Below are 26,080 nucleotides of genomic sequence, written 5' to 3'. Positions count from 1 at the left end.
CGTCACGAACACGGAAGAAGGACCATGTCCCCGAAACGTCGGTGGCGCGCGCCCGCGCTCGGCCTCGCCGCCCTGCTCGCCACGGCTCCCGCGGCCTCGGCGGCCCCGGTGACCTCGCACCACTCCGGCACGCACCTCGGCGACGTGCGCGTCCTCGCCCACTTCGACCGTGCCGCCGGCCAGGCAGCGGAGAGCATCGCCGTCGAACCGGACGGCGGCGTGGTCGTCGGCATGATCCCGGCCCGCCAGGTCGTGAGGGTGTCGCGCGACGGGACCGTCCAGGTGCTCGTCACCATGCCGCCGCCTCCCGGTGGCGGGGGCACCACTCCAGTTGTCGGCGTCCCCGTCGTCACCGGGGTCGCCCGGACGCACACCGGTGCCGTCTACTTCCTCTACTCGGCCGGGCAGGGCGGGCTGACGGGCATCTGGCAGGTGCGTCCGCAGGACAAGCCCAGGCTCGTGGTGCCGATGCCCGCGGACACCTTCCCGAACGCCCTGGTCGTCGACCACGAGCGGAACCGCTTCCTGGTCACCGACTCGACCGGCGGGCGCGTCTGGCAGGCACCGCTGCACGGCGGCCGCGCGTCCGTGTGGTCGGCGGACCCGGCCTTGGCGCCGAACGGGTTCTTCGGTGCCAACGGCATGAAGGTTCACGACGGCGCTGTGTGGGTGAGCAACTCCGACCGCGGCACCATCGTCCGCATTCCGGTCACCAACGGCAGAGCCGAGATCAGGGCCCGGGGACTGGAGGGTGTCGACGACTTCGACTTCACCGGCAGGGGCACCGAGATCCTCGCCGCGATCAACCAGGCGAACGAGCTCGTGCGGGTCAGTCCCGACGGCGTGCGGGAAACCCTGCTGGACGCCGGGGACGGCATGCGGGGGACCACGGCCGTGGTCGTTCGGGGGAGCCGGGCCTACGTGACCAACGGCGCCAACCTGAGCGGCACCGACTCGAACCTGCTGCTCGCGGACCTGCACCGGTAGAAGTCCACTGTGGACAAAAGAAGGGGCGCCTCCCGCGAACGGGAAGCGCCCCTCCGAAGTGCCTCGATCAGGCCAGCGACTGCCGCACCCGGTACGGCGGGATGCTGTTGCCCACCAACGCCAGGTCGTCGATCGACTCGGGCTCGTACCCGGCCGTCTTCAGCCGCTCGACCATCAGCGCGGTCGGGTCCTCGACGACGTCCGCGCGGCCGAACAGGTACGCCCACTCGTGCTCGTCCGAGCCGTAGTACGCGACGGTGTCGAACACCTCGTTGAACCGCTGCCAGGAGCGGATCAGCGTGGTGTTGCGCCACATCGTCTGGCAACCGGACTGGTTGACGACGACGCCGCCGGGACGCAGCAGCGCCTTGCACATGCGCAGGAAGTCCGCGCCGTACAGGCGGTTGTGCTGCGCCTCCTCCTCGCGCTCGTCGGGCAGGTCCACCAGCACGATGTCGTACTTCTCCGACGTCGTGCGGATGTACTCGAACCCGTCGATGTACTGCACGCGGATCGGGCCGTCGCCCTTCTCGGCGGCGGCCAGCTCCTCCACCGAGTACCCGTACGGCAGGTGCTCCGCGCACAGCTTCACGGCCTGCTCGTCGATGTCGATGTGGTCGACGACGGTCGCACCGTGCTGAACGGCCATCTGGCACACGACGCCCTCGGAGGAGCCGATGACCAGGACGCGCTCGACGGTGTCGGCCAGCAGCAGCGCCGGCACCATCAGGGCCTCGTGGTAGGTCAGCTGGCTGAACTCCGTCGACTGGCGGTCGTTGTCGCAGAACAGCGACAACCCCTGCGCCGTGCGGGCGATCACCAGGTGCTGGAAGTCGGTCTTGGTGTCGACCAGCACCTCGTCCACCTGCCAGTGGCGGGTCATGCCATCGGCGAGCGGCTCGTTGATGGTGTTCACGCGACATGCTCCTTGACGCCACGAGTGACGAGGTCCGTGCTCACATGAGCAGCGCCCAGAGCGTCAGCGAGTAGCTGGACGGCCAGCGCGGGTTTCGCACGAGTACCGCAGGTGAACACGTCGACGAACACCGAACCCACTTCGGGATAGGTATGGATCGACGCATGGGATTCCGACAGCAGAGCCAGCACGGTGACTCCTTGGGGATCGAACTTCTTGGAGATCACCTCCAGCACGGTTGCGTCGGCCTGCGTGAGAACCTCACCAAGGGCGTGCTTCAGGAACTGCTCGTCATCGAGCAGATCGGCACTCACGCCCGAAAGCTCTGCAAGTACGTGCTGTCCCGCGAACAAACCGACGGTCTCCTCGGTCTGACAGGGCGCTTCGGACATCAATCACTCCAAACTATGTGAATTGCAACGGACTCAGATGCAGTACGTGGCCAACGGCGGGAAGCCGTTGAAGCACACGGACGAATAGGAGGAGGTGTAGGCGCCGGCGTGGAGGATGTCCACGTGGTCGCCCGCCCTCAGGTCGAGCGGCAGGTCGTAGCGGGTGTGCTGGTAGATCACGTCGTCCGCGTCGCACGTCGGACCGGCCAGCACGATCGGGCCCGTCTCACCGCCGTCGCGCGAGGTGCGCAACCGGTACGCGATCGCCTCGCCCTCGGTCTCGGCGAGGCCCTGGTAGCGGCCGATGTCGACGTAGACCCAGCGGCGTTCGTCCGAATAGGACTTCCGCGACACCAGCACGACCGACGAGCGGATCATCCCGGCCTCGGCCGAGATCGCCCGGCCCGGCTCGATCATCACCCTGGGACGCACGGCACCGAAGTGTCGTGCGACGGAAGCCTCGATGGCAGAGGCGAAAGCCTCCAGCGACGGCGTGGACTCCTGGTACACGGCGGGAAGCCCGCCGCCGAGGTTCACCGTCGTGGTCTCGATGCCCTCCGCGCGCAGCTTGGCGGCGATCAGGGCGGCGTCCGCGATGCCGGAGTCCCAGCCCTCGACGGAGAGTTGTTGCGATCCCGCGTGGAACGCGACACCGAGAGGAACGAGGCTCAACTCGTGCGCGAGCCGCAAAAGGTCCGTCGCCATCTCGGGATCGCAACCGAACTTGTTGCCGAACGGGTACGTGGAACCCTTGCTGTGGACAAGAATCCGCACCAGCACGGACGAACCGGGCGCGTGGGACGCGACGAACCGGACGTCCTGCTCGCTGTCCGACACGAACATCCGCACGCCACGCGAGTAGGCGTACTCGATGTCCGCGGCCTTCTTGATGGGGTTGCTGTAGGAGATCGACGACGGTTCGGCGCCGCGCTCCAGGCACAGGTCGATCTCCGCCGGTGACGCCACGTCGAACTTCGAACCCTCCGCGACCAGCGTGCCGACCACGTCGGACTCCGGGTTCGACTTGACCGCGTAGAAGATGTCGACGGACGGCATGGCGGCGTGAATCGCCTGGTAGCGCGCGCGAATCGTCCTGAGGTCGATCACCAGACACGGTGTCGACGGGTTCTCCTGGTCCAGGAAACGCCGAATACGAGCCTCTGCCTCGTTGCGCCGATCAACGGCGAAGCTCTCGGTCATTTCCCCAGGGGTCCCCCTTCATCCGCCGCGTTCCGCACGCGGGCACGGCCGTCCACTCTACGGCCTGGACACCGGAAGTGCGCAAGCCAGTCCAGCCGAGTGTGATTTAGCCAGCAGAACGCAGCTCGATCATCGTGATGTCCGGCGGGGCACCGACGCGCACCGGCGGACCCCAGAAACCCGCGCCACGACTGGTGTAGAGCCACGTGTCGTCCACCTTCGACAACCCCGCGGTGCTGGGTTGCTGCAGCGGCACGAACAAGTTGAACGGCACCATCTGGCCGCCGTGTGTATGACCGGACAACTGGAGGTCGACGCCGTGTGAAGAGGCGTCGGTGACCTGCACGGGCTGGTGTGACAACAGGACTACGGGGTTGTTGCGGTTGCGGCCTGCGAGAGCGCGTTCGAAGTCCGGGCCGTCGTTGTACGACTTGCCCGTGACGTCGTTCACGCCCACGACCTCGATGCCGTCGGCGACCGTCAAACCCTCGTTGCGCAACGGGTTCACGCCGAGCTTGTCCAGCTCCGCGATCCACTGCTCGTGCCCGGAGAAGTACTCGTGGTTGCCCGTCACGAAGTAGCTGCCCTGCTTGGACACCAGGTCGCGCAACGGTGCCGCGGCCTCGCCCAGCTCGGCGACGGTGCCGTCCACCAGGTCGCCGACGATCGCGACGAGGTCGGCCTCCTGCTCGTTGATCATCCGCACGATCCGCTCGGTGTGCGAACGCCCGAGCAGCGGCCCGAGGTGGATGTCGCTCACGACCGCGATCCGGAACCCCGACAGCGACGCCTGCAGCTTGTCCAGCGTCACCGGCACGTTCAGCAGCTGCGGGGCGCCCAGCGCCTGCGTCATGCCGTAGCCGACGACGCCGCCCGCCGCGATGCCCGACCCGATCGCCACGGAGCGCGAGATGAACAGCCGCCGCGACGGGTCCGGCACGACCTCGACCGGTTCGACGGGCTCGGGACCGGCGCCGACGGCCACCGGCGCGAGCGGGGCGCGCCTGAGCAGGATCCGGCGGGGGACCTCCGCGATGCCGAGCGCGATCGCCAGGTAGAAGAGCACGGCGAGCCACACGAACCCGGGCCAGGCGAAGAACTTCCCGTACTCCGGCGGCACCCTGCGCGTCACGACCAGGGCGCTCATCAGCACGAGGAACGCGGCGACGATCGCCACACCGCCGATGCGGCGTCCGAGCGTGCGGGGCAGCGTGGTGTCCACGACCAGGCGCCGCCACAGGTACAAATGGCCCAACGCGACGGGGACGCCGAGGAGCAAAAGGAAAATCACGACATCAGTATGCGATTCCAGAACTTCGTGCAACCCGCCAGGCCCCAGGTGGCGTGACTAACCCGGCACCGCAGATAGGGGGAACCTGATGAGTGATCGGGACGCCGCGTTCCAGGAGTACTTCGCGGCCCGTTCCGACGTCATGCGCGGCACGGCATACCTGCTGTGCGGTGACTGGCATCGCGCGGAGGACCTCGTGCAACAGGCCTTCACCAAGCTGTACCTGGCTTGGCGGAGGATCGAGCGGCACGAGGCGCTGGACGCCTACACCAGGCAGATCCTGGTGCGGACGTTCCTGTCCGAGCGACGGCGCGGGTGGTTCCGGTTCGAGTCGGCGAGTGACGACCTGACCGACTCGGCCGCTCCACCGGGTTCCTACCCAGAGGAACGGATGGTGCTGCTGGAGGCGCTGGCGAAGGTGCCTCCGAAGCAGCGTGCGTGCCTCGTCCTGCGGTACTGGGAGGACATGTCCGTCGAGCAGACGGCCGTGGCCCTCAGGTGTTCGGAAGGAACCGTGAAGAGCCAGGCCGCGCGGGGGCTGCAGACGCTGCGCGGTCTGCTCTCGGAGCAGGAGAGGGTTCGATGAACGAACAGGACCTCAAGCGAGCATTTCAGGACGTGGTGGTGGCGAGCAGCCCGCCGCCGTCGATGGATCCGGGCATCGCGCTCGGCAGGGCGCACAAGGCCCGTTCCAAGCGGCGGGCGTCGATCACGGGTGCCGTGGTCGCAGTGCTGGTCGTCGGCGTCGGCCTCGGATCGGCGTTCGCGCTGAACCCGCAGGCGGCGAAGGAGTACATGACGGGAGCGGGACCGAGCAGCAGTTCCGGCGAGCCGGTCACGGAGTGGGGCGAGCAGTGGCCGGTCGGGCAGAGCGACCGGACGGCCACCAACGGCCCGCAGGCCGATCGTGCCGCGCAGCTGCTGGAGCTGGCCAGGACGTCCGTGCCGGCCGGCTTCGACGCACCCGCCATCGAGTACCGGACCTCCGGCATGCACGGTGGCATGCTCCGAGGTCAGGCGCAGGTCTCGACGGACAAGGGCGAGACGCCCGAGATCTGGGAGTACACGGCGTACGTGCCGGTGCGGAAGGGCGACAAGATCGGCAACCTCACCGTGCGGGTGACGACGCCGGACCCGAAGGGCAAGAGCAAGCCGTGTTCGGTGGCCCAGGGGTTCCGGCCGGACGAGCCGACCGACTGCGAGGTCGTCGAGGTCGCGGGGAAGCAGGTCGGGGTCGTCCGCTCCACGTCCGCCGGCGGCACCGCCGCGCACACGCCGGGTACGTGGGCGGGGTACCGGGCGGACAACGGCTGGACGGTCCTGGTCCTGCAGCAGGCGGAGTACCAGGACTCCGGTCACCCGAAGCTCGACGCCGAGCCGTTCTCCACGCAGCAGCTGGCGGAGCTCACAGCTGATCCGAAGTTCCTGCTCGGCAGCTGAAGTCCGCGTTCGCGGGGAGAGGGCGGTCACGATTCGTGACCGCCCTCTCTCGTTGCTCAGTTCGGGTGTTTTGCCAGGTAGAGTGCCGCTTCGCAATGCGGACACTGCTCATCGACAACTACGACTCGTTCACGTTCAACCTCTTCCAGCACCTGGCGGAGGTGAACGGTTCCGAGCCCGTGGTCGTCCACAACGACGACCCGCGATTCCGGCTGTCCTCGCTGCGGTCGTTCGACCACGTGGTGATCTCGCCAGGACCCGGCCGGCCTGGCAACCCCGCGGACTTCGGCATCTGCCGCGCGGTGATCGACCACGCCGAGATCCCGTTGCTGGGCGTGTGCCTGGGGCATCAGGGGCTGTGCCAGTCGTACGGCGCGGTGGTGGGGCCCGCGCCCGTGCCGCGTCACGGGATCGTTTCGCCGGTCACGCACACGGGTGTGGATGTGTTCGCGGGGCTGCCCTCGCAGTTCGACGTCGTGCGCTACCACTCGTTGGCTGTCACGGAGCTGCCTTCTTCTTTGGAGGCGGTCGCGTGGAGCGATGACGGCGTGCTCATGGGTGTGCGCGCTCTGGACAGACCCGCGTGGGGTGTGCAGTTCCACCCCGAGTCGATCTGCACGGAGTTCGGCCGCGAGATGCTCGCGAACTTCGCCGCGCTGACCCCGACGCACACCGCCGCGGTGCCGGAACCCGTGCTGGTTCGTTCAACGGCTCAGAAGCGCCCTGTGCACGTCCGCAAGCTCGCCGTGGCCGTCAACGCGGAAGAGGTGTTCGCGGCACTGCACGGAGCGTCTGAGACCGCGTTCTGGCTGGACAGCGGGTCCGGCGGCCGGTTCTCGTTCCTGGGCGACGCCTCGGGACCCCTCGCCCGCGTCGCGCAGTACTCCGTGCAGGACCGGGTGCTCACGCTCGACGGCGAGCCGCTGCCCTGCCCCTCCTTCTTCTCCTGGCTCGACGACGACCTGCTGGAGTGGGGCGTCGAGCAGCCCGACGTGCCGTTCGACTTCGCCCTGGGCTGGGTCGGCTACCTCGGTTACGAGCTCAAGGCCGAGTGCGGCGGCGACTTCGCCCACCGCGCCGAACAGCCCGACGCGTCGTTCGTGTTCGCGGACCGCGCCGTGGTCGTCGATCACGCGGAGGATCGCGTCTATTTGCTCTCGCTGACCGACGACGACTGGTTCGGCGAGGTTTCCGCGGTTCTGGCTCATCTCACGCCTTTGGCCGAACCTTCGCGTCCTGTCGTGTCGGACGTGACGTTGCGGCATCCGCGCGCGCACTACCTGAAGCTGATCAGCGCGTGCCAGGAAGCGATCACGGCCGGGGAGACGTACGAGGCATGTCTGACGAACATGATGTCGTGGCGTGCCTCGATCGACCCGTGGGACACTTATCGGCTGCTTCGTGCCGCAAATCCCGTTCCGTTCGGCGCGTTGCTGCGTTTCGGTGACCTGTCCGTGCTCAGCACGTCACCCGAACGATTTATGAGGGTCGGCCGAGATGGCGTCGTCGAGTCGTCGCCGATCAAGGGGACGCGTCCTCGCGGCGTTGATGCGGCGGACGACGAGATGTTGCGCACAACGTTGGCGCGATCGGTCAAGGACCGCGCGGAGAACCTGATGATCGTGGACCTGGTCCGCAACGATCTCGGCACGTGCGCGGAAGTGGGTTCGGTCGAGGTGACCCGGTTGTTCGACGTCGAGAGCTACGCGACCGTACACCAATTGGTGAGCACCGTGAGGGCCCGACTTCGGCCGGACAGTTCTGCCGTCCGATGTGTTCGAGCCGCGTTTCCCGGTGGATCCATGACCGGGGCGCCGAAGATCCGCACCATGCAGATCCTTGATGGGTTGGAAGCCGGTCCACGTGGGGTGTACTCGGGAGCGCTCGGTTACTTCTCGCTCAACGGAGCCGCCGACTTCAGCATCGTCATCCGAACGCTGGTCCGCAACGGTGACCAGGTGACTTTCGGTGTGGGCGGAGCGGTCATCTCGCTGTCCGACCCTGACGAGGAATTCGAGGAGACAGCGGTCAAGGCCGCCGCGGTGTCACGCCTGTTCGGAGCGCACTTTCCCGGTCGTTGATCCCGCGTTCCGGGGATAGTGTGAACGAACCGGGACGTGTTAGATCTTTGGGGTTTAACACGTCGGCCGGCATCCCGGCCGACGTGTGGAAACCTCGGGTGTTCGCCCAGGTCAGGAGGCGTGCGCTTCCTGGAACTGCACGACCAGGTTCTGCGGAATGCGGCCGCGGTCCGAGATCTGGTGCCCCTGCGCGCGGGCCCAGTCGCGAATGCGCTGCGCCTCAGCCTTGTCGGTGGCCTTGACCGTGGACTTGCCGGTGCCCTTGCGCTGCTTGCGGCCACCCGCACGACGGGCCTTGCCGACGAAGTCCGACAGCGACTCACGAAGCCGCTCCGCATTTCCCTTCGACAGGTCGATGGCGTACTCGACACCGTCAAGTGCGAAGGTCACGGTCTCGTCGGCTTCTCCGCCGTCGAGGTCGTCGATGAGTTGGACGACGGTCTGCTGTGCCACTGTTCCTCCGTTGGGTACTCACATAGCACGCGGATCCTCGACGTAACCACGTGCTTCGACAACACCATAGTCCACATGAGGAAAAACGGCGAACCTTTCGCAGCTAAAATGTGACCCCAACCGCCCGGTCGGGGCATTTACCCGGTAAACCACACGGGTGTTATGGGTCCAAAATGTGCTGCTAGTCGTCTCACTCCGACCCGTTGCTGGGCTTGCCGGACGCTTCCCCATTCCCGCTGACGGAGCAGTGCTCGCACATAACGCACCCCCATCCGGTGCGGGTATCCTCGACATACCCGCCAGGGGTAGGGAAGGTCAGGAGCCGATGCACGGGTACACCGCGGACAAGGACGCATACCTCAAGCGACTGCGCCGCATCGAGGGGCAGATCCGCGGCCTCCAGCGCATGGTCGAGAACGACGAATACTGCATCGACGTCCTCACCCAGATCTCCGCCGCCACGAAGGCGCTGCAGGCGGTCTCACTGGGCTTGCTCGACGAGCACCTGAAGCATTGTGTGGCGCAGGCCGTGGCGGAAGGCGGCCCGGTGGCCGAGGAGAAGCTCGCGGAGGCGTCCGCGGCGATCGGGCGACTCGTTAAGTCGTAGAGGTCCCGAAAACACACACGGGCGAGGTCGAGTTCGCACATTTGCGCGAACTTGGCCTCGCCCGAAGATCGTGCCCCCGGTGCGACTCGAACGCACACTGGACGGATTTTGAGTCCGCTGCCTCTGCCGATTGGGCTACGGGGGCGTAGCAGGGTGAACTGTAGCGGATCACCCCAACAGGTTTGTTCCGGGGGCTGGCTCCCGGCGGCCGTGCCCGAGATCCACTGTGGAGTCTTTCGTCCCCTTTTTCCATCCGTCTTCGATGCTGCCCGTTGACAGCCAATACTGGTTTGCACCAGTATTGGCACCACGTCGGCTGACCAGGGGGAGTGGGCATGGCGGGAGTGCATCTGCGGGTCGACAACCGGTTGATCCACGGCCAGGTGACCGTCGCGTGGACCGGGGGGTTGCGCGTACGGAAGCTGGTCGTGTGCAACGACGAGGTCGCCGGTGACGAACTGCAGAGGATGTTGCTCCCGCAGGCAGCGAGGGGGCTGCCGACCGAGGTGCTCACGGTCGCCGAGGTGGTGGAACGCGTCTGGGGAGAGGACGTGATGCTGATAGCGAAGCATCCGGCCGACGCGTTCCGCCTCGTCGAGGGCGGGGTGCGGCCAGAGGTGGTGAACGTCGGGAACGTCGCACCCCGCCCCGGCGAGCGGTACACGATGGTGACCAGGTCGATCGCCGTGACCGCCGAGGACGCGCAGGGGTACCGCCGGCTCGTGGCCGAGGGGATTCCCGTTGTCGCGCAGATGATGCCGAGGGACAAAGCCGCCGACTTCAGCGCTCTGCTCGACAAGAAGGGGCTGTAGGCGCAGATGCTCGTGGCACTGGCTTTGACGCTGTGGGCCGTCATCTGCACCTACGACGTGCTGGGGCCGTTCCTCATCTTCGCGGGCCGTCCGCTGGTGGCGGGGTCGGTGGCCGGACTCATCACGGGTGACCCGTTGCTCGGCATGGCGATCGGGGCGACGCTGGAACTGGTGGCACTGGGGGTGTACCAGTACGGCGGCGCGACGATCCCGGACTACCAGACCGGCGCGATCGTCGGCACCGCGCTCGCGGGGAGTGCGGCGGGGCCGTTGAGCGCCCAGGTGGCGGTCGGGATCGCGGTGGCACTGCCCGCGGCCGTCCTGCTGTCCGCTCTGGACCCGATCGGCAAGATGATCACGACGGGGCTGGTGCACCGGGCCGACCACTACGCGGCGTCGGGGGACGCGCGGGGGTTGGCCCGGATCCACTGGCTCGGTCTCGTGCCGTGGTGCGGGGTGCGCGCGATCCCGACGTTCCTGGCCGCGCTGACCGCTTCCAGTGGTGTGGTCGAGAACCTGACGCGAGGAATTCCCGCCGGGTTCGTGAACGGCATGACGCTCGCCGGGTCGTTGCTGCCGGCGGTGGGCTTCGCGTTGCTGCTGTCGATGATGCAGCTGTCGAGGTACTGGTACCTGCTGCTCATCGGGTTCGTGGCGTTCGCGTACATGGACGTCCCGGTGCTGGGCATCGCGTTGCTGGGCGTCGCGATCGCGTTCCTCGTCGTCGGCCGGAGCGAACCGGTGCCGGTGGCCGACGACACCGAACCGTCCGATGTGGACAGGGTGCTCACCGAGCAGGACCTGAAGAAGGCCTACCGGCGGTACTTCTGGTCCAGCCAGGTGTCGTGGAACTACGAGCGGATGCAGGGGCTCGGGTTCGCCTACGCCATGGAACCCGTGCTGCGCAAGCTCTACCCGGACGCGCACGAGTACGCGCAGGGGCTGCAGCGGCACATGCAGTTCTTCAACACCTCGGTGCTGGTCGGCGGGCCGTTGATCCTCGGGTCCGCGATCGCGATGGAGGAGGCGCGGTCGCCGAAGTCCGCGGAGAGCACCAAGGTCGCGTTGATGGGACCGCTGGCCGGCATCGGTGACACGCTCGTCTTCGCCTTGTACAACAGCATCATCTTCACCATCGGCGCCTCGCTCGCGTTGCAGGGCAACTGGCTCGGACCCGTGTTCGCCATGGTCATGGTGCTGGTCCCGTACGCGCTGGTGCGCCGCTGGCAGTTCCGCCTAGCCTACCGCGAGGGCAAGAGGCTGGTCGCCCGTTTCGCCGTCGGCACGCTCGACAGGCTCTCCCGCGGTGCGACCGTGCTCGGGTTCGTCGTGCTCGGCGGGTTCATCCCGTTGAGCGTCAAGGTCGTCACGACGCTGACCTACCGGCAGACGACGACGGTCGACGGCGAGCAGGTCACACAGACCGTGCCCATCCAGGACCGCCTCGACGACCTGCTGCCCCACCTGCTTCCCGTGCTCGTCACCGCCGCCGCGTACCTGTTGCTGGTCAAGGCCAGGCTGAAGCCCGTGCTGGTGATCGGCATCGTCGTCGTGGCCGGCATCGCCCTGGGCTGGTTCGGCTGGTTCGCGCCCGCCGCACCCAAGAGTTAGGAACGAGCGATGACCATCCCCGTCCTGCTGGCCGGGCACGGCGCGCTGCCGTCCGGTGCCGCTGACGCGGCCGAGCTCGTCGTCGGCCCGCAGTCCCGCCTCCTGGTGTGCGAGCTCGGCCCGGCGGACAGCCCCGACTCGTACGGGCAACGGCTCGCGGACCTCGTCGGCGAAGCCCCGGAGGTGCTTGTGCTGGCCGACCTCCCCGGCGGTACGCCCGCCAACGCCGCGAAGCTGTTCGCGGCGCGCCGGACAGGGGTGCGGATCGTGACCGGTCTCAACCTGCCGATGCTGCTGGAGGTGCTGGTGCGCGACGGGGGCGTGGACGAGCTGGCCGCGCACGCGCAGACTGCGGGGAAGGGCGGGGTTCTGACCGAACCGGTGCTGAGCCGATGACCCTCCTGCTCGCGGCCGGCCGCACCGTGATCACCCCGGGATCCGGCCATCCCATGGGCGGTTACCTCGCCAGAGAGGGCGTCGCCAGCGGCGTGCACGACGACCTGGAGGCCACGCTGGTCTGGTTGTCCACAGAGGACGATCCGGGCGTGGTCTGGGTGACGCTCGACGCGCTGGCCACCGACGTCGCGCTGACCAGGGCACTGGCCGCCGTGGTCGCGGAGGAGACGGGGGTGCCCGCCGACCGCGTGCTGGTGTGCGCGTCGCACACCCACTCGGCGCCGGACGGCTGGACCGGGTCGATCCACCCCGGCATGCCCGCCGAACGGGAACCCGAGCTCGTCCAGCGGCTGACCGAGCGGATCGGTGCGCTCGCGCGGCAGATCTGTCCACAACGGACACAGGTGCGCGCTCGCTGGCACATGGGCGAGGCCGCGCGCGTCGGTGCCAACCGCCACCGGCAGGACGGGCCGCACGACGACTCGGTGGGCGTGCTGACGTTGCACCACCTCGACGGCACCCCGGCGGCGTTGCTCTTCGACTACGCCAGCCATCCGACCGTGCTCGGCGCCGACAACCTCGCCTGGTCGGCGGACTGGCCGGGCGCCACCCGCAGGGAGTTGGCCGGGCTCGCCCCGGTGGTCGCGTTCCTGCAGGGCGCGGCGGGCGACGCGAGCTCGCGGTTCGTCCGGCGTGGTCGCGGGCACGCCGAGGTCTCCGCGCTCGGGGGCAGGCTGGCCGAGTCGATCACCGAACTGCTGTCGTCGGGCCGCCCGGTCGACGAGCCGCTCCGCCTCACGCGGACCGTGCTGCGACTGCCCCACCGCGCGCTGCCGACGCTCGCCGAGTGCCGGCGGTTGCGGGACGGCGCCGAACGCGGGTGGCGGAAGATGTTGCCCTGCGACGAAAGCGACCCCGCCGTGCGCATCGCGCGCACCCGGTACGAGGGAACGCTGATGCTCACCACCCTGGCCGCCGCGGGCCTGGACGGTGACGCGGAGGTGCCCGTCACCGTCGTCTCGCTCGGCGAGGTCGCCTGGCTGCACACGCCCTTCGAGCTGTTCTCCTCGATCGGCCTGCGCATCAAGGCCGCCAGCCCGTTCGCGTGCACCAGGGTGATCGGCTACACCGACGGCTACGCGGGCTACCTGCCCGACCAGGACGCCTACCGCGAGGGGCTGTACGAGTCCTACATCGCGCTGGTGGAACAGGGCGCGGCGGACGTGCTGGTGGAGCGGTGCGCCGAACTGTTACGCGCTCACCGCGAACGGCGCGCGGTGGTGAACACGGTGTAGCGGTCGGCCCGGTAGAGCGACCGTCCGGCCTCGATCACCCGGCCGTCCGCGGCGTGCAGCGTGCCCTTGAGGACGAGGCACGGCTGGCTCGGCTCGATCTCCAGCAGCGCGGCGTCCTGCGGTGGGGGCAGCACGGCGCCGATGGCCGTGTCATTCCAGTCAGGGACCACGCCGAACCGTTCTTCGAGCGTCTTGTGCAGTGAGTTCGCTGCCCAGTCGAATGCGTCGATGCCGGGAAAAAGATCGAGCGAGAGGTTTGTGCGTTCCAGCGCGAATGGCTCGTCGTCGACCGAACGGAGTCTTTCCAGGCGAAAGACCGGCGCGCCAGGAGGAATGTTCAGGCGACCCGCGATCTCGGCCCCCGCGGATTCGACGACGGCCAGCAGCACCCTCGTTCCCGGCGACGAGCCGCGCGCCTTGATGTCCTCGGTGAACGACGTCAACATGTCGATCTGCGTGGGAGGACGCTCCGCCGTGAAGGTGGCGTTGCCGTGCTGGCGGTACAGCAGCCCGTCCGCCACTAGCCGGTTGACCACCAACCGGACCGTGCTCCTGGAGATCTGGTAGTGCTCGGCCAGAAATCGTTCCGACGGAATGAGCCTGCCCGGCCCCGCGTCGACCGCGACGCTCTCCAGAATTTCCCTGAGCTGGTCGCCCTTCGGACGGTCGGGAGACAGCGCGTCCGGGAATTCCAGATCGTCCGCGGGAACATGCTTGGGGCGGGGCACATTGCCATTATGCCCGAGTGATCGGGGAAATGGTTCCAGGCCGGCGGCGGTTCGAGCGGTCGTCGTGGTGGATCGAGACCGAACGATCGGTGTTGGTGGGGCTCCCCGGACGGTAAGATCATGCCGGTTGGATGAACGTGTGGGGGAGTCCCTCTTGTTACGGAAGTCCTTGGCTTTTCTGCTGGTTCTTTTGACGTGCGCGTGCGCGGCGGAGTCCCCGCCCCTTCCCGCGACGTCTCCGGTGCAGGTGCGTCAGCCAACGCTGGTCAACGACGCGCGAGGCGACGTGGCGGCCGTGGTGCGCGCGGTGATCGACGGCCGGACGGTCGAGCTCGACACCGGTGAGCGCGTCCAGGTCTCGTCGCTGGCCCCGCCCGCGAGTTGCTGGGCGGCCTCCGCGCGCACGTTCGCCGAGAAGCGGTTGCTGGCCAAGACGGTGCGCGTCACCGCCGTCACGCCGGGAGAGGTCAGCCTCAAGCTGGAGGACGACACCGACTACGCCTCGCTCGCCGTGCGGGAGGGGGCGCTGCGGGCACACGCCGCGGACAGTGCGCTCTCCGACGCCGAGAAGGGCGCCGAACGCGAGGACCGCGGCCTGTGGGGCGCGCCCTGCAACGGCAAGGACACCGCGTCGACGACGGCGACCACGACCACCACGACGACGGCCCCGCCCTCGTCGCAGCCCGCCGAGTCCTCGAAGTCCGCGGCCACGACCACGACCGCGCCTCCCGTCGTCACGCAGACCGCGTCGGGACCGTCCTGCACGGTCGCCTACCGGGTCGACAACCAGTGGCAGGGCGGCTTCCAGGGCAGGGTCACGATCAGGAACAACGGCGGTTCCGCGATCAACGGCTGGACGCTGCGGTGGTCGTACGCCGACGGCCAGACCGTGCGCGAGGCGTGGAACGCGTCCGTGTCGCAGCGCAACGGGTCCGTCAACGTGAGCGGCACCGACCAGACGAGGACGATCCCGGCCCGCGGTGAGGTGACCATCGGGTTCATCGGGGCCTCTGGCAGCAGGAACACCGCGCCGACCTCGTTCACGCTCAACGAAGGCGCCTGCGCGACGAGCTGACAGTTGGTCCTGGCGGCACCCCGTGGCAAGATAAATTAGTAATTAACTGATTTGATCTTGTCCGGGGGGGTGAGCCGTGCGGGTCGTGCCACTGCACGCCGAGGTCGACCACGATCTCGGCGGCCGCTGGACCTCGCTGCGCACAGCCGACCGCGAATGGCTGTGGCACAGGGCCGATCCCGCGCGTTCCGAGGTGACGCCGGGTTCCGCGTTCGTTGATGCGGGCGGCCTGGAGGAGTGCGTTCCGACCGTGCGCGGCCTGCCCGACCACGGCGACGCCTGGAGCAGGCCGTGGCACCGGACCGGCGTCGACTGCCCCGACTTCACGCTCACGCGCGCACTGGGGTCCGACGGTGGCGCGGTCGTCGCCGACTACGAGCTCACCGCCGAGCCCGGCTACCGGTTCGTCTGGGCGGCGCACGCCCTGCTCGACCTCAGCGCGTCCGCCCGTCTGGTCGCTCCTGCCGGCACCCCCGTGCTGATCACCGATCCGGAACCGGTGCCGCGCGCGTGGCCGGCGGGCCTCGACACGCTGGGCCCCGACGACGGCACGGCGACCGGCGCGGTGCTGGAACGCGGCCTGATCCGCGTGGTCGACGGCGACCAGCAACTCGACCTGCGCGTGGACTGCGACGACCAGCCCGTGTCGATCGCGTTGTGGCGCAACCTGCGCGGCTGGCCGGAGGACGGGCCGTACCGCAGCGTCGGCGTGGAACCCATGCTGGGCCGCACCTTCGACCGCGCCGACACCACCCGCCCGGTGGCGGTCGTGCCCGCCTCGGGGTCCGTGTGCTGGCGTCTGACGATCACCGCGTACGCAGGAGGAACGACATGACCGACCTGCTCACCGCGGGCGAGACCATGGGCGCGTTCCGCCTCGGGGGAACCGCGGAACTGACCGTCACGGGCGCCGAGTCGAACGTGGCCGTCGGGCTGGCCCGACTCGGTCACGCCGCCCGCGTCACCCCGGACGCGCCGACGGGCCTGATCCTGTTCGAGCCCCGGACCGCCGACATCACGCGCGTTCTTTACTACCGCAGCGGATCTGCGGGCTCACGTCTGTCCAGAGAGGACGTTCGCCGCGCGTTCGACGTCGGCGTGCCCAGGATCGTGCACGTCACCGGCATCACCCCGGCCCTGAGCGAGTCCGCTCTCGCCGCCGTGACCGAGTTGATCCACCTCGGCCACGAGGCGGGCAGCACGGTCAGCTTCGACGTCAACTTCCGCGCGAAGCTGTGGTCCACGACGAAGGCCGGCGAGGTGATCAGGCCGCTCCTCACACGGGTGGACGTGCTGATCGCCTCCGACGACGAGCTTCCGATCGCGGGCGACCACCAGATCCCCGAGGTGGTCGTGCAACACGGCGCGAACGGCGCCACAGTGCGAACTCCGGACGGCACCTGGTCCGCCCCCGCCCACCCCGTCACCGTCGCCGACACCACCGGCGCGGGCGACGCGTTCGTCGCGGGCTACCTCTCCGGCCACCTCGACGGCCTGGCCCCCGAAGCCCGGCTCCGGCGCGGCAACGCCGTGGCCGCGTTCGCCGTCGCGACACCGGGCGACTGGCAGGGCCTGCCCACCCGGACCGACCTGGAACTGCTGGACCTGCAAGCGGGGAGCACCGTCCGATGACGCTGACGCAGTGGAACTTCGACCAGCTCGAACTGGGCGAAGGAGCCCGCTGGATCAACGGCAGGCTGGTCGTCGTCGACCTCCTGGCAGGCCGCGTCCTGGAAACCCGGGGCGACGTCCCCGGGCCATTCGAGGAGATCGCCTCCCTCCCCGTCCCCGTGGGCGCGGTGGCTCCAGTGCGAGGCACCGACGAGCTGATCGCCGCTTCTGGCACAGGAGCAGGAATCCTGCATGCCCCACAGCAGGAAACCTTTGCGGGCGAAGGCATGCGGATCAACGACGCCGTGGCCGACCCGTCCGGCCGCTTCTGGGTGACGACCATGGCCTACGACACCGAACCCGGCACCGGCGCCCTGCACCGCATGGGATCGCCCTCCCCTGTCCTCAAAGGACTGACGATCCCGAACGGCCCGGCGTTCTCCCCCGACGGCACGCTCCTGTACCTCGCCGACAGCGCAAGAGGAGTCGTCCACCGCTTCGACGTGGACAGCGACGGCGACCTGGGCGGCCGCCGAGTCTTCGTGCACACCCCGCACCAGACCCCGGACGGCATGACCACCGACATCGCGGGCAACGTCTGGATCGCCTTCTGGGGAGCGTCGGTCGTCCGCCGCTACCGCCCCGACGGCCGCCTGGACCGGGAGATCACCCTCCCAGCCCGCCAGCCGACGAGCGTCTGCCTGGGCGGCCCCGGCCTGACCCGCCTGTTCGTCACCACCGCCACCTACGGCCTGCGCCGCCCCTCACTGCACGACGGCGCGCTGTTCGCCGTCGACGTGGACGTGCCAGGCCGCCCGGCGGACGAGTTCGTCCCGCAGTCGCAATCCTGAGCATTCACCTGCCTGAAAGCCGGCTTCGTGCGAGGTGATGGACGAACTGGCGCATTCGCCGTCGACAAACTGGCCCGATCCGGTGACGGATGGGCCGTAAGGGGGACGACAGCGCAGTTGTTCGGGCCCGTGCTTGGTACGGTGTCGTGGCCGCAAGTCGATGTCCTGGAGCTGCCATGGGCGAAGCGCATCCCGACGAGCGAAATACGCGGTCTTCCACGCGGAACACCGTCCGGCACGTGACCGGGAACTCGGTGCAGATCGGCGCGGTCACAGGCGATGTGGTGCTGAACGACAGGTTCGGCAGGTCGTCCGCATCACCCCGGCAGATCCCGCCGATGCCGCGCGGATTCGTCGATCGCGAATCGATTTTGTCCACTCTGGACGACGTGCTGCGAGGTCCGGCGGCGCAGCGGCAGATCGTGGTCATCAGCGGTCTGGCGGGCGTTGGCAAATCCGCTGTCGTCCGGCGGTGGGCGCACGAGTGGGGTGAGCAGTTCCCAGGCGGCCAGCTGTACGTCGACTACGCGGCGGTCCGCACCGAATCGGGCGCGCCGGTGAACGATGCGCTGGCGGACTGCCTCGTCGCGTTGGGCGTGCACCACGAACACATTCCGGCCTCACTGCCGGCCCGCACCAACCTGTTCCGCACGCTTACCGCCACCGCTCCGGTGCTGGTCGTGCTCGACGACGTGACCGAACCCGCCCAGGTACCACCGTTCCTGCCCAACTCCGCCGGCAGCGTCGTGCTGGTCACCAGCAACGACCGGCTCGCTGAACTCGCTCTCGACGGGGCGCACCTGTTCACGCTGGAGCCGCTCGACGACAGGAGCGGTCTGTCCTTGCTTCGGGAACTCTGCGGCCCGGCGCGCGTGCTCGCCGAGGCCGAGATGGCCAGGAAGCTCGTCGCGTTCTGCGCCGGACTGCCGGTCGCGCTCCGCATCGTCGCCGCCAGGCTGTTGTCACGGCCGCATCTGACGATCGCCTGCCTCGTCGGCGAACTCGCGGACGAGCCGACCAGGCTCGCGGCCTTCTCCTTGCGAGGTGAATCGCTCGTGTCCGCAGTGTTCGACAACGCGTACCGCAGTCTTCCGCCCGATGCGGCGAGCCTCTACCGGATTCTCGGGATCGCCCCGGTCAGAAGGGTGAGTGTCGAGGTCGCCGCTGTGATGCTCGGGTGCCCGGTGAGCCGCGCCGTCCCGCTGCTCAACGTGCTCGTCGACGCCTCGCTGCTGGATGACCTGCGCGGCAACGGATTCGCGCTGCACGACCTGGTCCGGTTGCACGCGGGGCAACGCGCGGCGGAGGAGGACTCCGCAGAGGAGCGGGACGAGGTGCTCGACCGCGTTCGCGTCCACTACCTGCGCAAGGCCGCTTTCGCGGACCGCGCGGTGATGGGGGACCGCATGCGCATCGGGGACCTCCGAGATCTGCTGGCGGGCAGGCCCGATCCGTTCCGCGGCGACACCGGAAAGGCGGTGGCGCTGGAATGGCTGTGCGAAGAACGGGCCAACCTGCTCGCTGTCCTGCACACCACGGCCGATCGAGGGTGGGACGATTCGGCCTGGCAGCTGTGCGAGGCGCTGCACGCGCTGTACCTCAACCGACGCTTCCTCGACGACTGGACGGAGGCGAGCGAGATCGGCGCGGCCGCAGCCGGCCGGGCGGGCAACCACGCGGCACAGGCCAGGCTGCTCAGCGTGGTGTCGCGGGCCTACACCGAACTGGACGAGCTGGAGCGGGCGCGGGAGTGCCTCGAACAGGCCCTGGTGCTGGCCGAGCGGTCGCGGCACACCGTCCTGATCGCCTCGGTGTGGGAATTCACCGGTCGATACCGGGACCAGGTCGATCCGGGTCGTTCCGCCGAGGCCTATCAGCGAGCCATCGAACGCAACACCGAGGCGGGGGAACGAAGAGGCGTGGCTTTGGCGACGTACTTCCTCGGACGCGCCACGAGTTCGCGTGGAGACCAGACGGCTGCTTTGGAAATCCTCCAACGCGCACATCGCCTGTTGCTGGAGGTGAATGACGAGAGGATGGCCGGTCGCGGCTCCATCAGTCTCGGCGTCGCCCATTTCCGCAGCGGAGACACCGCGTCCGCCAGGCGCGAGCTCGAACACGCCGTCGGTGTCTTCACCAGGTCCAAGGCCGCCCATTACGAGGCGGAGGCCAGAGAAGTGCTCGCCGAGGTCGCCGAGCACGACGGAGATCTGCACTCGGCGCGGGAGAACCTGACGAGGGTCCTGCACATCCGCCAGGCCAGCGGGGCACCGAACCTCGAAGGGATCCTGGCGCACCTGCGGCGGCTGACCGTCTAGAGCGGGACAACGGTCATCTTCGCGTCACCAAGGCTCGTGCGCACCACGAACTCGCCGCTCAGTTCCCTCTCCACCACCAGGATCTCGTAGCAGGCGGCGGCGAGCACGCGGACCGGCATCCCGCAGTCGCAAGTGACGCGGAACCGCCGGCCGTCGCGCACGAGGAATTCGAAGCCACCGTTGCCGCACGTCGCCGCCACGATCCTGCAGCCGACGTGCTTGTCGGCCAGCGTCGCGAGGCGTGCCTGTACGGCGCAGGGGAGGACGGGCACCGGATCCACGATGACGGAGGCGTTGGCGTGCCTGCGGTGGTCGCGCTCGCCGATCTGCACCAGCAGGCGTTCCTCGTCGTGCTTCAGCTTCTCCCGGAAGTGGGCGGGGTACAGGTCGCCGGTGACCGCGGAGTCGATCCGGAAGTGGAAGCGGAACGAGTGCGCCGCGCTGGGCATCGGCACGGGAAGCGGCGCCGTGCGCACCGGAAGTTCGTCGTCCGGGGCGGTGTGCCCGGCGGTGGTGTAGCAGAGCGCGCGCAACAGGGAACCGGACTCGCCCGGCCGGGCGATCATCCGCCGCACGAGCCGCTCCGCCCTGCTCCTGTCGTGCTTCCCGATCTCGTCCTCGACCTGCCGGCGCAGACCGCCGGTGAAGTCGATGGAACGCGCCGTGCCGCACAACTCGTCCATCACGGTTCCCCGCACCACCCTCTTGCTGACCGTGCCGAGCAGCAGTGGGATGTCCATCAGCGCGGCCTGGAGACTGACCGTGCCGTTGTCACCGATCGCGAGGTCGGCGGCCAGCAGCGTTCCGTGCCAGCCCTCCGTCGTGGGGACGACCATCAGCCCACCGGACTGGATGTGCCGGCTCAACCGCCGCAGGACCTCGTCGCCGCCTTCGATCGACCACACACCGGGGTGGAGGATCACCGCGATCTTGTACAGCTCGAAGGGGAGTTCGGCGAGCAGGCGGTCGATCAGTTCGGGCCGCCGGGCGAACAGGGAGTCGGGACCCCAGGTGGAACTGACCACGACCAGGCGTTGGTCACTGCTGACCCCCAGCGCCTCGCGGTAGTCCGGGCGCTCACCCCTGCTGTTCGTCAGGAGGTCGAAATCGCTGCAGCCGCCGAGTGCGGTTCTGCCGATCGTGTGCGGGGACGCCTCCGCCAGCTGGCGCACCTGGTCCTCGTGCGTCACCACCTGCGTGACCTGCTTGGTGCGCAAGCCCTCCGGACGGGCGAGGCCGGCCAGACGGTACCGCCCGGTGTGCGGGTCGCGCACGTACTTGTGGAAGCCCAAGCCGTGCGGGATGACGATGACGGGCGTCGGCGCGAAGGGGATGGGGTCGATCCACTCGCTGGTCGTGACGATGAGATCACGACGGCTCTTCTTGGCCTCCTCGTAGGGAATCACCCTGATTCCCTTGCCGAGGAGCCAGTCGCTCAGCGGATCCTCGAGCTTGGATCCCGGACAACGGACCCACACGAGCTTCACGTGGGGGTCACCCTCGAAGACCTTCATCTCCTGGTACAGCCGAATCGCGGAGACGTAGGTCCGCACGAAGCAGAGGATGATCAGCTTGCTGGGGAACGTCGCCCAGTCGTGGGCGTCGTGAGCGGCAGGCCCGGCGTCGGGCCGTTCAATGGCCACAGTGCTCACCGGCCACGCGCGATGTTCGGCCGCTGGCGGCGGCCGACAACCGGTGAGCAAGGCCTCGCGGTGCCGGTGAGGACGCTCGCGCGACTCTGTCCGCGAGTGCCCTCAACCGTGGTCTTAACGTGTTTGTCCACAGCATCGTGAAGCTCGCTCTCGAGTCGCGGTGCAGTCCCTCAAGTAGCGTACTTCAAATCGAAGCTAAGTGGTGTTCGAGTTGCGGCTTGGGGTTCAACCATCAGCTCGGCTGGTGGTCAACGTTCAGTGCGAAGGCGAGCGCACCTCGTGGACCTGCGAGCATGCCGAGGTCGGACTGCTTGATCTCCGTCGGCTCGGAGTGGGCGAACATGCCCTCCAGGGCGTTCCGCCTGAGTGTCTCGGACGCGGGGCCGATCACCAGGTCACCCGCTCGGCCGAGTTCGCCGCCGATCACGATGAGGTCGGGGTTGATGATGTTGGACACCCTGGCCAGCGCGAGACCGATGTTGTCTGCGGCGACTCGTACGACGTTGCGACAGACGTTGTCGTTCCCCTTGGCTCGCTCGATGAGGTTCTCGAGGCTGCTCGGCAGGTCGCGGTGGTACCCGGCGTACGCACGGCGGACCTGCTCGACCAGTCGTGTTCCGCCCACCAGCGTCTCCAAACAGCCGCGGCTGCCGCAGCGGCAGAAGTCGCCTCGCGGGTCCATGGTGAGGTGGCCGATCTCGCCGGCGAGGCCGTGGCGCCCGCGGATGATGTTCCCGCCGATGAGGAATCCGGCGCCGATGCCGGCCGACGACTTGACGAAGAGCAACGTCTCCCGGTCGCGTCCGTGCCCGTAGACATGCTCCCCGTAGGCCGCGAAGTTGCACTCGTTGTCCGGGATCACCGGCACGTTTGGGAAGTCCCTCGCGAACCACCGCGGCGGGCTGCCCTGCAGGTCCCAGTCGAGCGAGGCCGCCACCTGCGAGATCTCGCCGCTGCGGGGGTCGATGGCCGCAGGTATGCCGAGTCCGATGGACACGAGGTGCTCGGTCCCGAGGCCGGTGTCCGCTACCAGGTCCTTGATCATCTGGGCGCACTCGCGGCGCCACGTGTCGAGTCCCTGGGTGACGCCGAAGTTCACGACCCTGTGCAGGGTGTCCTCGGAGTCGACGCGCCGGACCGCGACGGTGAGCCTGTCGTGGCCGACCTCGACGCCTGCCGCGACGCCGCGCACGGATCCGATGCTGACACGCTTGCCCCGCTCGCCATCGCCTCCGTCGACGCGGAAGACCCGTTCGGCCTCGAGTTCCTGCACGACGCCGGACACGGTGCCTTGCGACAGGTGGGTGCGCTTGGCGATCTGCACCTGGGTCGACGGCTGGATCATGACCGCGCGGAGGACCTTGCGCTTGTTCGCCGCACGGATCGAGTCGGACCTCGTGCTCAGCAACTCCCGCGCGTCATGCACCTTGCCGTCCTGCGTCGTCATCAGCACCCAATCCAGTCTAGCGCATCATCTTCAAGTTGAAGCCAGCTACTCGCAAGATCGCGTGCGCGAGGCGACGGTGCCCGCTTGCCGGCCTGCTAATTGAAGCCAGACAATAGTCGATTTCCGTGGCTCCGCAATCGCGGGCTGGCAGGCTGCGCAATTGCGGACTCGGAGGCGGTGAAACCCAGGCCGCGATTGTCCACTTCCGGGTTCGGGAGCGTCCTGCTGCTTCGCCTATTCGGCTCTTCAGGGAGCGTCGTCAGGCCCGTAGGCTGTTGCTGAACGTCACTTGGCGCGACTCTCCGGATATGTCTAGGGGGCGAATGGCCATGACCAGCGATGATGATGGCTTCCCCGAAGTCGGGGAACCGCAGATTTCGCGTTACGAACCGCCGGCCGTCTTCGATGCCGGAAAGGTGGTCGTGGTGACCCGCGGCAGCGCCAGCGGTAGCGGTGACGCCAGTGGGCAGTCGTTCAACTGATCGGCCGTGCCGTGCGCGTGCCGGACCCGGTAGGCGGGAGGCGCGTCTCGATCGACGCCGGTTCGTGCCGGGTCGTCGAGGGGCGGCGTTCCACGACCGTCCTGATCGGACAGTGCCTCGCGGGCGACGACCGAGTTCGGGCGGCTGATGGTGATCCTCGTGGCCTGATGTCCTTGCCTGGCGCGTACTCCGCCGTAGTTGTCGGCGAAAGACATGCCGTTCTGGTGTCCGACGCCTCCGCCCAGTTCCCGCTTTACACGTCAACGGTGGCGAACGACGTCGTGTTCGGCTCGCGCGCGGCCGAAGTGGCGGAACACGTCGGTGTGCTGCCGGACGTGGTTCATCTGGCGGCGCAGATCGTCTGCCCGTTGGTCCCCGAGTTGCTGGTGCGCGGGACCGCGTTCCGGCGTGTTCACCAACTCGAACCGGGTACCGCTGTGCATTTGGACTCCGGCGGTGCGAGACGTCTGACCGCGACGCCACTGGTGGCGAATGAAAAGCGAACTCTCGACGAGTGCGCGGAGGAGTTGCGGGGTTGTCTGCTCGCGGCCGTTGAGGCACGTGCTTCTCGCGGGCGTCTCTTGTCGTCGGACTTCAGCGGTGGTCTCGATTCCACCTCACTGGCGTTTCTGGCCGCACAACACCAGGACGAGGTTTTCGTCGTCACGTATTCACAGGACGGCGCATCCGTTGACGACGACCTGAGACAGGCCGAGCTGTGCGGGCGACTCGACTCGAGGTTTCGGCCGCACGTCGTCCGGGGCAATGCGGATCATCTTCCGTACCAGCACTGGTCATCCGAGGCGGACCTGCCGCATCCGAGCCACCTGGCGATGGGACCGACGCGGTTGCGCGCGTCTGCAGCCGCCGCTGTGGGGTCAGCGCTGCACCTGGTCGGTGAAGGCGGCGACCTGGTGCTCGGCGCGCCGCTCAGCTATTTCGTGGATCTGGCCCGGCGAGGGGACCTCTCCCTGTTGTGGCGGCACTGTGCGGCGTGGGGCAGGCTGCGGCACCGGTCTCCGCTCTCGCTCTTCCGGATGTCGGTGCGGATGGCGACGACCGGTCGCAGGCACGGCTTGACCGCGTTCGCCAGGAGGTTGACGTCGCCGCCCAGCGGATCGTCGTTGCCGTCGTGGGACGAGCAGCACATCACCTCGTGGGGCACGCCGCACTGCGACTGGCTCGCGCCACCGGCACGTCGCGCGCTCGCGGCGCGGCTGGTGGAGCTCGCCGACGAGGACGACCGCATGGACGCGTGCGATCGGGCGATGCTCGTGCAGCTGGACTACGCGGGCGCGACTCAGCGCGCGGTGCGGGAAACCGGTGCGGTGCAGGGCCTGGACGTGCATGCGCCGTATCTGGACTCCGAGGTGGTGCGCGTGTGCCTGAGCCTGCCGGCGCACCTGCGCTGTGATCCTTCGAGTCCGAAGCCGTTGCTGCGCAAGGCCTTGGCCGGGCTGGTGCCGCGGGCCGTGCTGAGCAGGCGCACCAAGGGCGACTACACGGCCACCTCCCATCAGGGAGTTCGGCGGAATCTGGCGGCACTGCGGACGTTGCTGGCGGATCCGGTCGCCGCGGAGATCGGCCTGGTCGAACCCGGCCGCGTCCGTGAGGCGTTGGAACGGGCGGCGCACGGGTGGGAGACGGCGTGGGCTCCGCTGAACCAGGTGCTGGCCGTCGAACTGTGGCTGCGCGGGCTGATCGGAGGTGTGGCGGATGCGTGACTTCACGATTCCGTCGTCCGTGCACGTGAGTCACGGCGAGCACGGGGACATGATTCTGATCAACACGCACACCGGGCAGTGGCACCGGCTCAACGAGAGCGGCAAGATCGTCTTCGACGAGCTCGGGCGGTCAGGAGATGTCGACCTCGCCGTGGCAGCGCTGAGCACGCGGTTCGAGTCAATCGACGTGGACGCGCTCCGGGCTGACGTGGATCGACTGGTCACCGCTCTCGTGGACCGCGACCTCCTCCGGCTCGCCTGGCGGGCAGGAGGAGTGCCGATCGCGTTGCCGCAGGGCCGAGGCACGCCGGCCGGCACGGTGCTGGCGACGGTGTGCCTGCTGGTCGCGCTGGTGCTCCTGAGGTTTCCGCTGCGGATGTCGATCGCCGTCGTCCGCCGGCTCAAGAAGCACCTGACCCGCAGGCCGGCGACGCTTGCGGAAGGCCTTGCGGACCTCGAGGCCGCGCACGCGGTGAGCCGCTGGTTTCCGGGGCGGGTGGCCTGCATGGAGTTGTCGCTCACGACTGTGCTGATCGGGGCCGCGCGCCGGCGCGGACTCGACTGGTGCTTCGGGCACTCCCGCGATCCACTGACCTTCCACTCGTGGGTCGAGACACGGGGAGTGGTCGTGCAGCACGGAGACGACGAGCCGGTCGCCGCGATCTACCAGCGAGTGCTCGCCGTGTGAGGGCTGCTGTGAGCTGATCTGCC

At 68.5% G+C, this 26,080-nt stretch carries 25 protein-coding genes and 1 tRNA gene; 17 read left to right on the top strand and 9 right to left on the bottom strand.

Going from position 1 to position 26,080, the window contains the following annotated elements; translation table 11 throughout:
- Positions 1–24: 24 nt before the first annotated feature.
- Positions 25–987 (top strand): hypothetical protein, encoded by a 963-nt coding sequence (locus ACFWN2_RS39335; RefSeq protein ID WP_382435650.1) that lies wholly within the window; start codon positions 25–27, stop codon positions 985–987.
- A gap of 67 nt (positions 988–1,054) precedes the next feature.
- Here the strand turns inward: ACFWN2_RS39335 and ACFWN2_RS39330 are convergent, their stop codons facing one another.
- The 4 genes from ACFWN2_RS39330 to ACFWN2_RS39315 form a co-directional block, all read right to left on the bottom strand.
- Entirely contained in the window at positions 1,055–1,870 is an 816-nt protein-coding gene (locus ACFWN2_RS39330; RefSeq protein ID WP_382435658.1) for a spermidine synthase, read from the bottom strand.
- A 29-nt stretch (positions 1,871–1,899) separates the two neighbouring features.
- Positions 1,900–2,295 (bottom strand): adenosylmethionine decarboxylase, encoded by a 396-nt coding sequence (gene speD, locus ACFWN2_RS39325; RefSeq protein WP_030476957.1) that lies wholly within the window; start codon positions 2,293–2,295, stop codon positions 1,900–1,902.
- A gap of 33 nt (positions 2,296–2,328) precedes the next feature.
- Positions 2,329–3,495 carry a type III PLP-dependent enzyme gene (locus ACFWN2_RS39320; protein WP_382435649.1) on the bottom strand — a complete coding sequence of 389 codons (1,167 nt, stop codon included), beginning with the start codon at positions 3,493–3,495 and terminating at the stop codon, positions 2,329–2,331.
- Between the two features lie 106 nt (positions 3,496–3,601).
- Entirely contained in the window at positions 3,602–4,786 is a 1,185-nt protein-coding gene (locus ACFWN2_RS39315; protein WP_382435648.1) for a metallophosphoesterase, read from the bottom strand.
- An 88-nt stretch (positions 4,787–4,874) separates the two neighbouring features.
- On the opposite strand from ACFWN2_RS39315, the gene ACFWN2_RS39310 reads away from it, so the two are divergent.
- From ACFWN2_RS39310 to pabB, 3 genes are all read left to right on the top strand, one after another.
- Positions 4,875–5,372 (top strand): SigE family RNA polymerase sigma factor, encoded by a 498-nt coding sequence (locus tag ACFWN2_RS39310; RefSeq protein WP_382435647.1) that lies wholly within the window; start codon positions 4,875–4,877, stop codon positions 5,370–5,372.
- The gene (locus ACFWN2_RS39305; protein WP_382435646.1) at positions 5,369–6,226 is read left to right on the top strand and encodes a hypothetical protein; all 858 of its coding nucleotides are present in this window, start codon (positions 5,369–5,371) and stop codon (positions 6,224–6,226) included. The genes ACFWN2_RS39310 and ACFWN2_RS39305 overlap by 4 nt, the downstream gene beginning before the upstream one ends.
- Before the next feature lie 95 nt (positions 6,227–6,321).
- Positions 6,322–8,307: an aminodeoxychorismate synthase component I gene (pabB, locus tag ACFWN2_RS39300; protein ID WP_382435645.1), complete on the top strand. Its 1,986-nt coding sequence runs from the start codon at positions 6,322–6,324 to the stop codon at positions 8,305–8,307.
- Between the two features lie 111 nt (positions 8,308–8,418).
- On the opposite strand, the gene ACFWN2_RS39295 is transcribed toward pabB, so the two are convergent.
- Positions 8,419–8,760, bottom strand: a complete 342-nt coding sequence (locus ACFWN2_RS39295; protein ID WP_093597089.1) for an Lsr2 family protein — start codon at positions 8,758–8,760, stop codon at positions 8,419–8,421.
- Between the two features lie 325 nt (positions 8,761–9,085).
- Between ACFWN2_RS39295 and ACFWN2_RS39290 the strand changes: the two genes are divergently transcribed.
- A complete protein-coding gene (locus ACFWN2_RS39290; protein ID WP_189158599.1) occupies positions 9,086–9,367 on the top strand; it encodes a metal-sensitive transcriptional regulator in 282 nt (93 codons plus the stop codon).
- A 71-nt stretch (positions 9,368–9,438) separates the two neighbouring features.
- Here the strand turns inward: ACFWN2_RS39290 and ACFWN2_RS39285 are convergent.
- Positions 9,439–9,512, bottom strand: a tRNA-Leu gene (locus tag ACFWN2_RS39285).
- A gap of 190 nt (positions 9,513–9,702) precedes the next feature.
- Between ACFWN2_RS39285 and ACFWN2_RS39280 the strand changes: the two genes are divergently transcribed.
- From ACFWN2_RS39280 to ACFWN2_RS39265, 4 genes are read left to right on the top strand one after another with little or no spacing between them, the layout of a single operon-like run.
- A complete protein-coding gene (locus tag ACFWN2_RS39280) occupies positions 9,703–10,179 on the top strand; it encodes a PTS system mannose/fructose/N-acetylgalactosamine-transporter subunit IIB (protein WP_382435644.1) in 477 nt (158 codons plus the stop codon).
- 6 nt (positions 10,180–10,185) lie between these two features.
- Positions 10,186–11,790, top strand: coding sequence for a PTS system mannose/fructose/sorbose family transporter subunit IID (locus tag ACFWN2_RS39275; RefSeq protein WP_382435643.1), 1,605 nt, complete (start codon positions 10,186–10,188; stop codon positions 11,788–11,790).
- Between the two features lie 9 nt (positions 11,791–11,799).
- A complete protein-coding gene (locus tag ACFWN2_RS39270; protein ID WP_382435642.1) occupies positions 11,800–12,186 on the top strand; it encodes a PTS sugar transporter subunit IIA in 387 nt (128 codons plus the stop codon).
- The gene (locus tag ACFWN2_RS39265) at positions 12,183–13,481 is read left to right on the top strand and encodes a hypothetical protein (RefSeq protein WP_382435641.1); all 1,299 of its coding nucleotides are present in this window, start codon (positions 12,183–12,185) and stop codon (positions 13,479–13,481) included. The genes ACFWN2_RS39270 and ACFWN2_RS39265 overlap by 4 nt, the downstream gene beginning before the upstream one ends.
- On the opposite strand, the gene ACFWN2_RS39260 is transcribed toward ACFWN2_RS39265, so the two are convergent.
- The gene (locus ACFWN2_RS39260) at positions 13,445–14,209 is read right to left on the bottom strand and encodes a GntR family transcriptional regulator (protein ID WP_382435640.1); all 765 of its coding nucleotides are present in this window, start codon (positions 14,207–14,209) and stop codon (positions 13,445–13,447) included. The genes ACFWN2_RS39265 and ACFWN2_RS39260 overlap by 37 nt on opposite strands.
- Before the next feature lie 247 nt (positions 14,210–14,456).
- Between ACFWN2_RS39260 and ACFWN2_RS39255 the strand changes: the two genes are divergently transcribed.
- The 5 genes from ACFWN2_RS39255 to ACFWN2_RS39235 all read left to right on the top strand — a co-directional run bounded on the left by ACFWN2_RS39255 (position 14,457) and on the right by ACFWN2_RS39235 (position 20,064).
- Positions 14,457–15,284 (top strand): cellulose binding domain-containing protein, encoded by an 828-nt coding sequence (locus ACFWN2_RS39255; RefSeq protein WP_382435639.1) that lies wholly within the window; start codon positions 14,457–14,459, stop codon positions 15,282–15,284.
- Positions 15,285–15,360: 76 nt separating this feature from the next.
- Positions 15,361–16,119, top strand: a complete 759-nt coding sequence (locus ACFWN2_RS39250; protein WP_382435638.1) for a hypothetical protein — start codon at positions 15,361–15,363, stop codon at positions 16,117–16,119.
- On the top strand, positions 16,116–16,916 hold the full coding sequence (locus tag ACFWN2_RS39245; protein ID WP_382435637.1) for a sugar kinase: 801 nt from the start codon (positions 16,116–16,118) through the stop codon (positions 16,914–16,916). Before ACFWN2_RS39250 ends, ACFWN2_RS39245 begins: the two co-directional genes overlap by 4 nt.
- Complete coding sequence (locus ACFWN2_RS39240; RefSeq protein ID WP_382435636.1) at positions 16,913–17,746, top strand: SMP-30/gluconolactonase/LRE family protein; 834 nt, start codon at positions 16,913–16,915, stop codon at positions 17,744–17,746. The genes ACFWN2_RS39245 and ACFWN2_RS39240 overlap by 4 nt, the downstream gene beginning before the upstream one ends.
- A 239-nt stretch (positions 17,747–17,985) precedes the next feature.
- The gene (locus tag ACFWN2_RS39235) at positions 17,986–20,064 is read left to right on the top strand and encodes an NB-ARC domain-containing protein (RefSeq protein WP_382435635.1); all 2,079 of its coding nucleotides are present in this window, start codon (positions 17,986–17,988) and stop codon (positions 20,062–20,064) included.
- On the opposite strand, the gene ACFWN2_RS39230 is transcribed toward ACFWN2_RS39235, so the two are convergent.
- Together ACFWN2_RS39230 and ACFWN2_RS39225 are read right to left on the bottom strand one after the other, a co-directional pair.
- Entirely contained in the window at positions 20,061–21,707 is a 1,647-nt protein-coding gene (locus ACFWN2_RS39230; RefSeq protein ID WP_382435634.1) for a hypothetical protein, read from the bottom strand. The two genes, ACFWN2_RS39235 and ACFWN2_RS39230, sit on opposite strands and share 4 nt — an antisense overlap.
- 241 nt (positions 21,708–21,948) lie before the next feature.
- Positions 21,949–23,163 (bottom strand): ROK family transcriptional regulator, encoded by a 1,215-nt coding sequence (locus ACFWN2_RS39225; RefSeq protein WP_382435657.1) that lies wholly within the window; start codon positions 23,161–23,163, stop codon positions 21,949–21,951.
- 329 nt (positions 23,164–23,492) lie between these two features.
- On the opposite strand from ACFWN2_RS39225, the gene ACFWN2_RS39220 reads away from it, so the two are divergent.
- From ACFWN2_RS39220 to ACFWN2_RS39210, 3 genes are read left to right on the top strand one after another with little or no spacing between them, the layout of a single operon-like run.
- The gene (locus ACFWN2_RS39220) at positions 23,493–23,645 is read left to right on the top strand and encodes a lasso RiPP family leader peptide-containing protein (RefSeq protein WP_382435633.1); all 153 of its coding nucleotides are present in this window, start codon (positions 23,493–23,495) and stop codon (positions 23,643–23,645) included.
- Between the two features lie 11 nt (positions 23,646–23,656).
- Positions 23,657–25,369, top strand: coding sequence for an albusnodin/ikarugamycin family macrolactam cyclase (locus ACFWN2_RS39215; RefSeq protein ID WP_382435632.1), 1,713 nt, complete (start codon positions 23,657–23,659; stop codon positions 25,367–25,369).
- A complete protein-coding gene (locus ACFWN2_RS39210; protein WP_382435631.1) occupies positions 25,362–26,057 on the top strand; it encodes a lasso peptide biosynthesis B2 protein in 696 nt (231 codons plus the stop codon). The genes ACFWN2_RS39215 and ACFWN2_RS39210 overlap by 8 nt, the downstream gene beginning before the upstream one ends.
- The last annotated feature ends 23 nt before the right edge of the window (positions 26,058–26,080 follow it).

It is taken from the genome of Lentzea sp. NPDC058436, from assembly GCF_042721515.1.
GTDB lineage: Bacteria > Actinomycetota > Actinomycetes > Mycobacteriales > Pseudonocardiaceae > Lentzea.
Note: the sequence above shows the minus strand (reverse complement) of the source record. Positions and strands in the feature narration are given on the sequence as shown.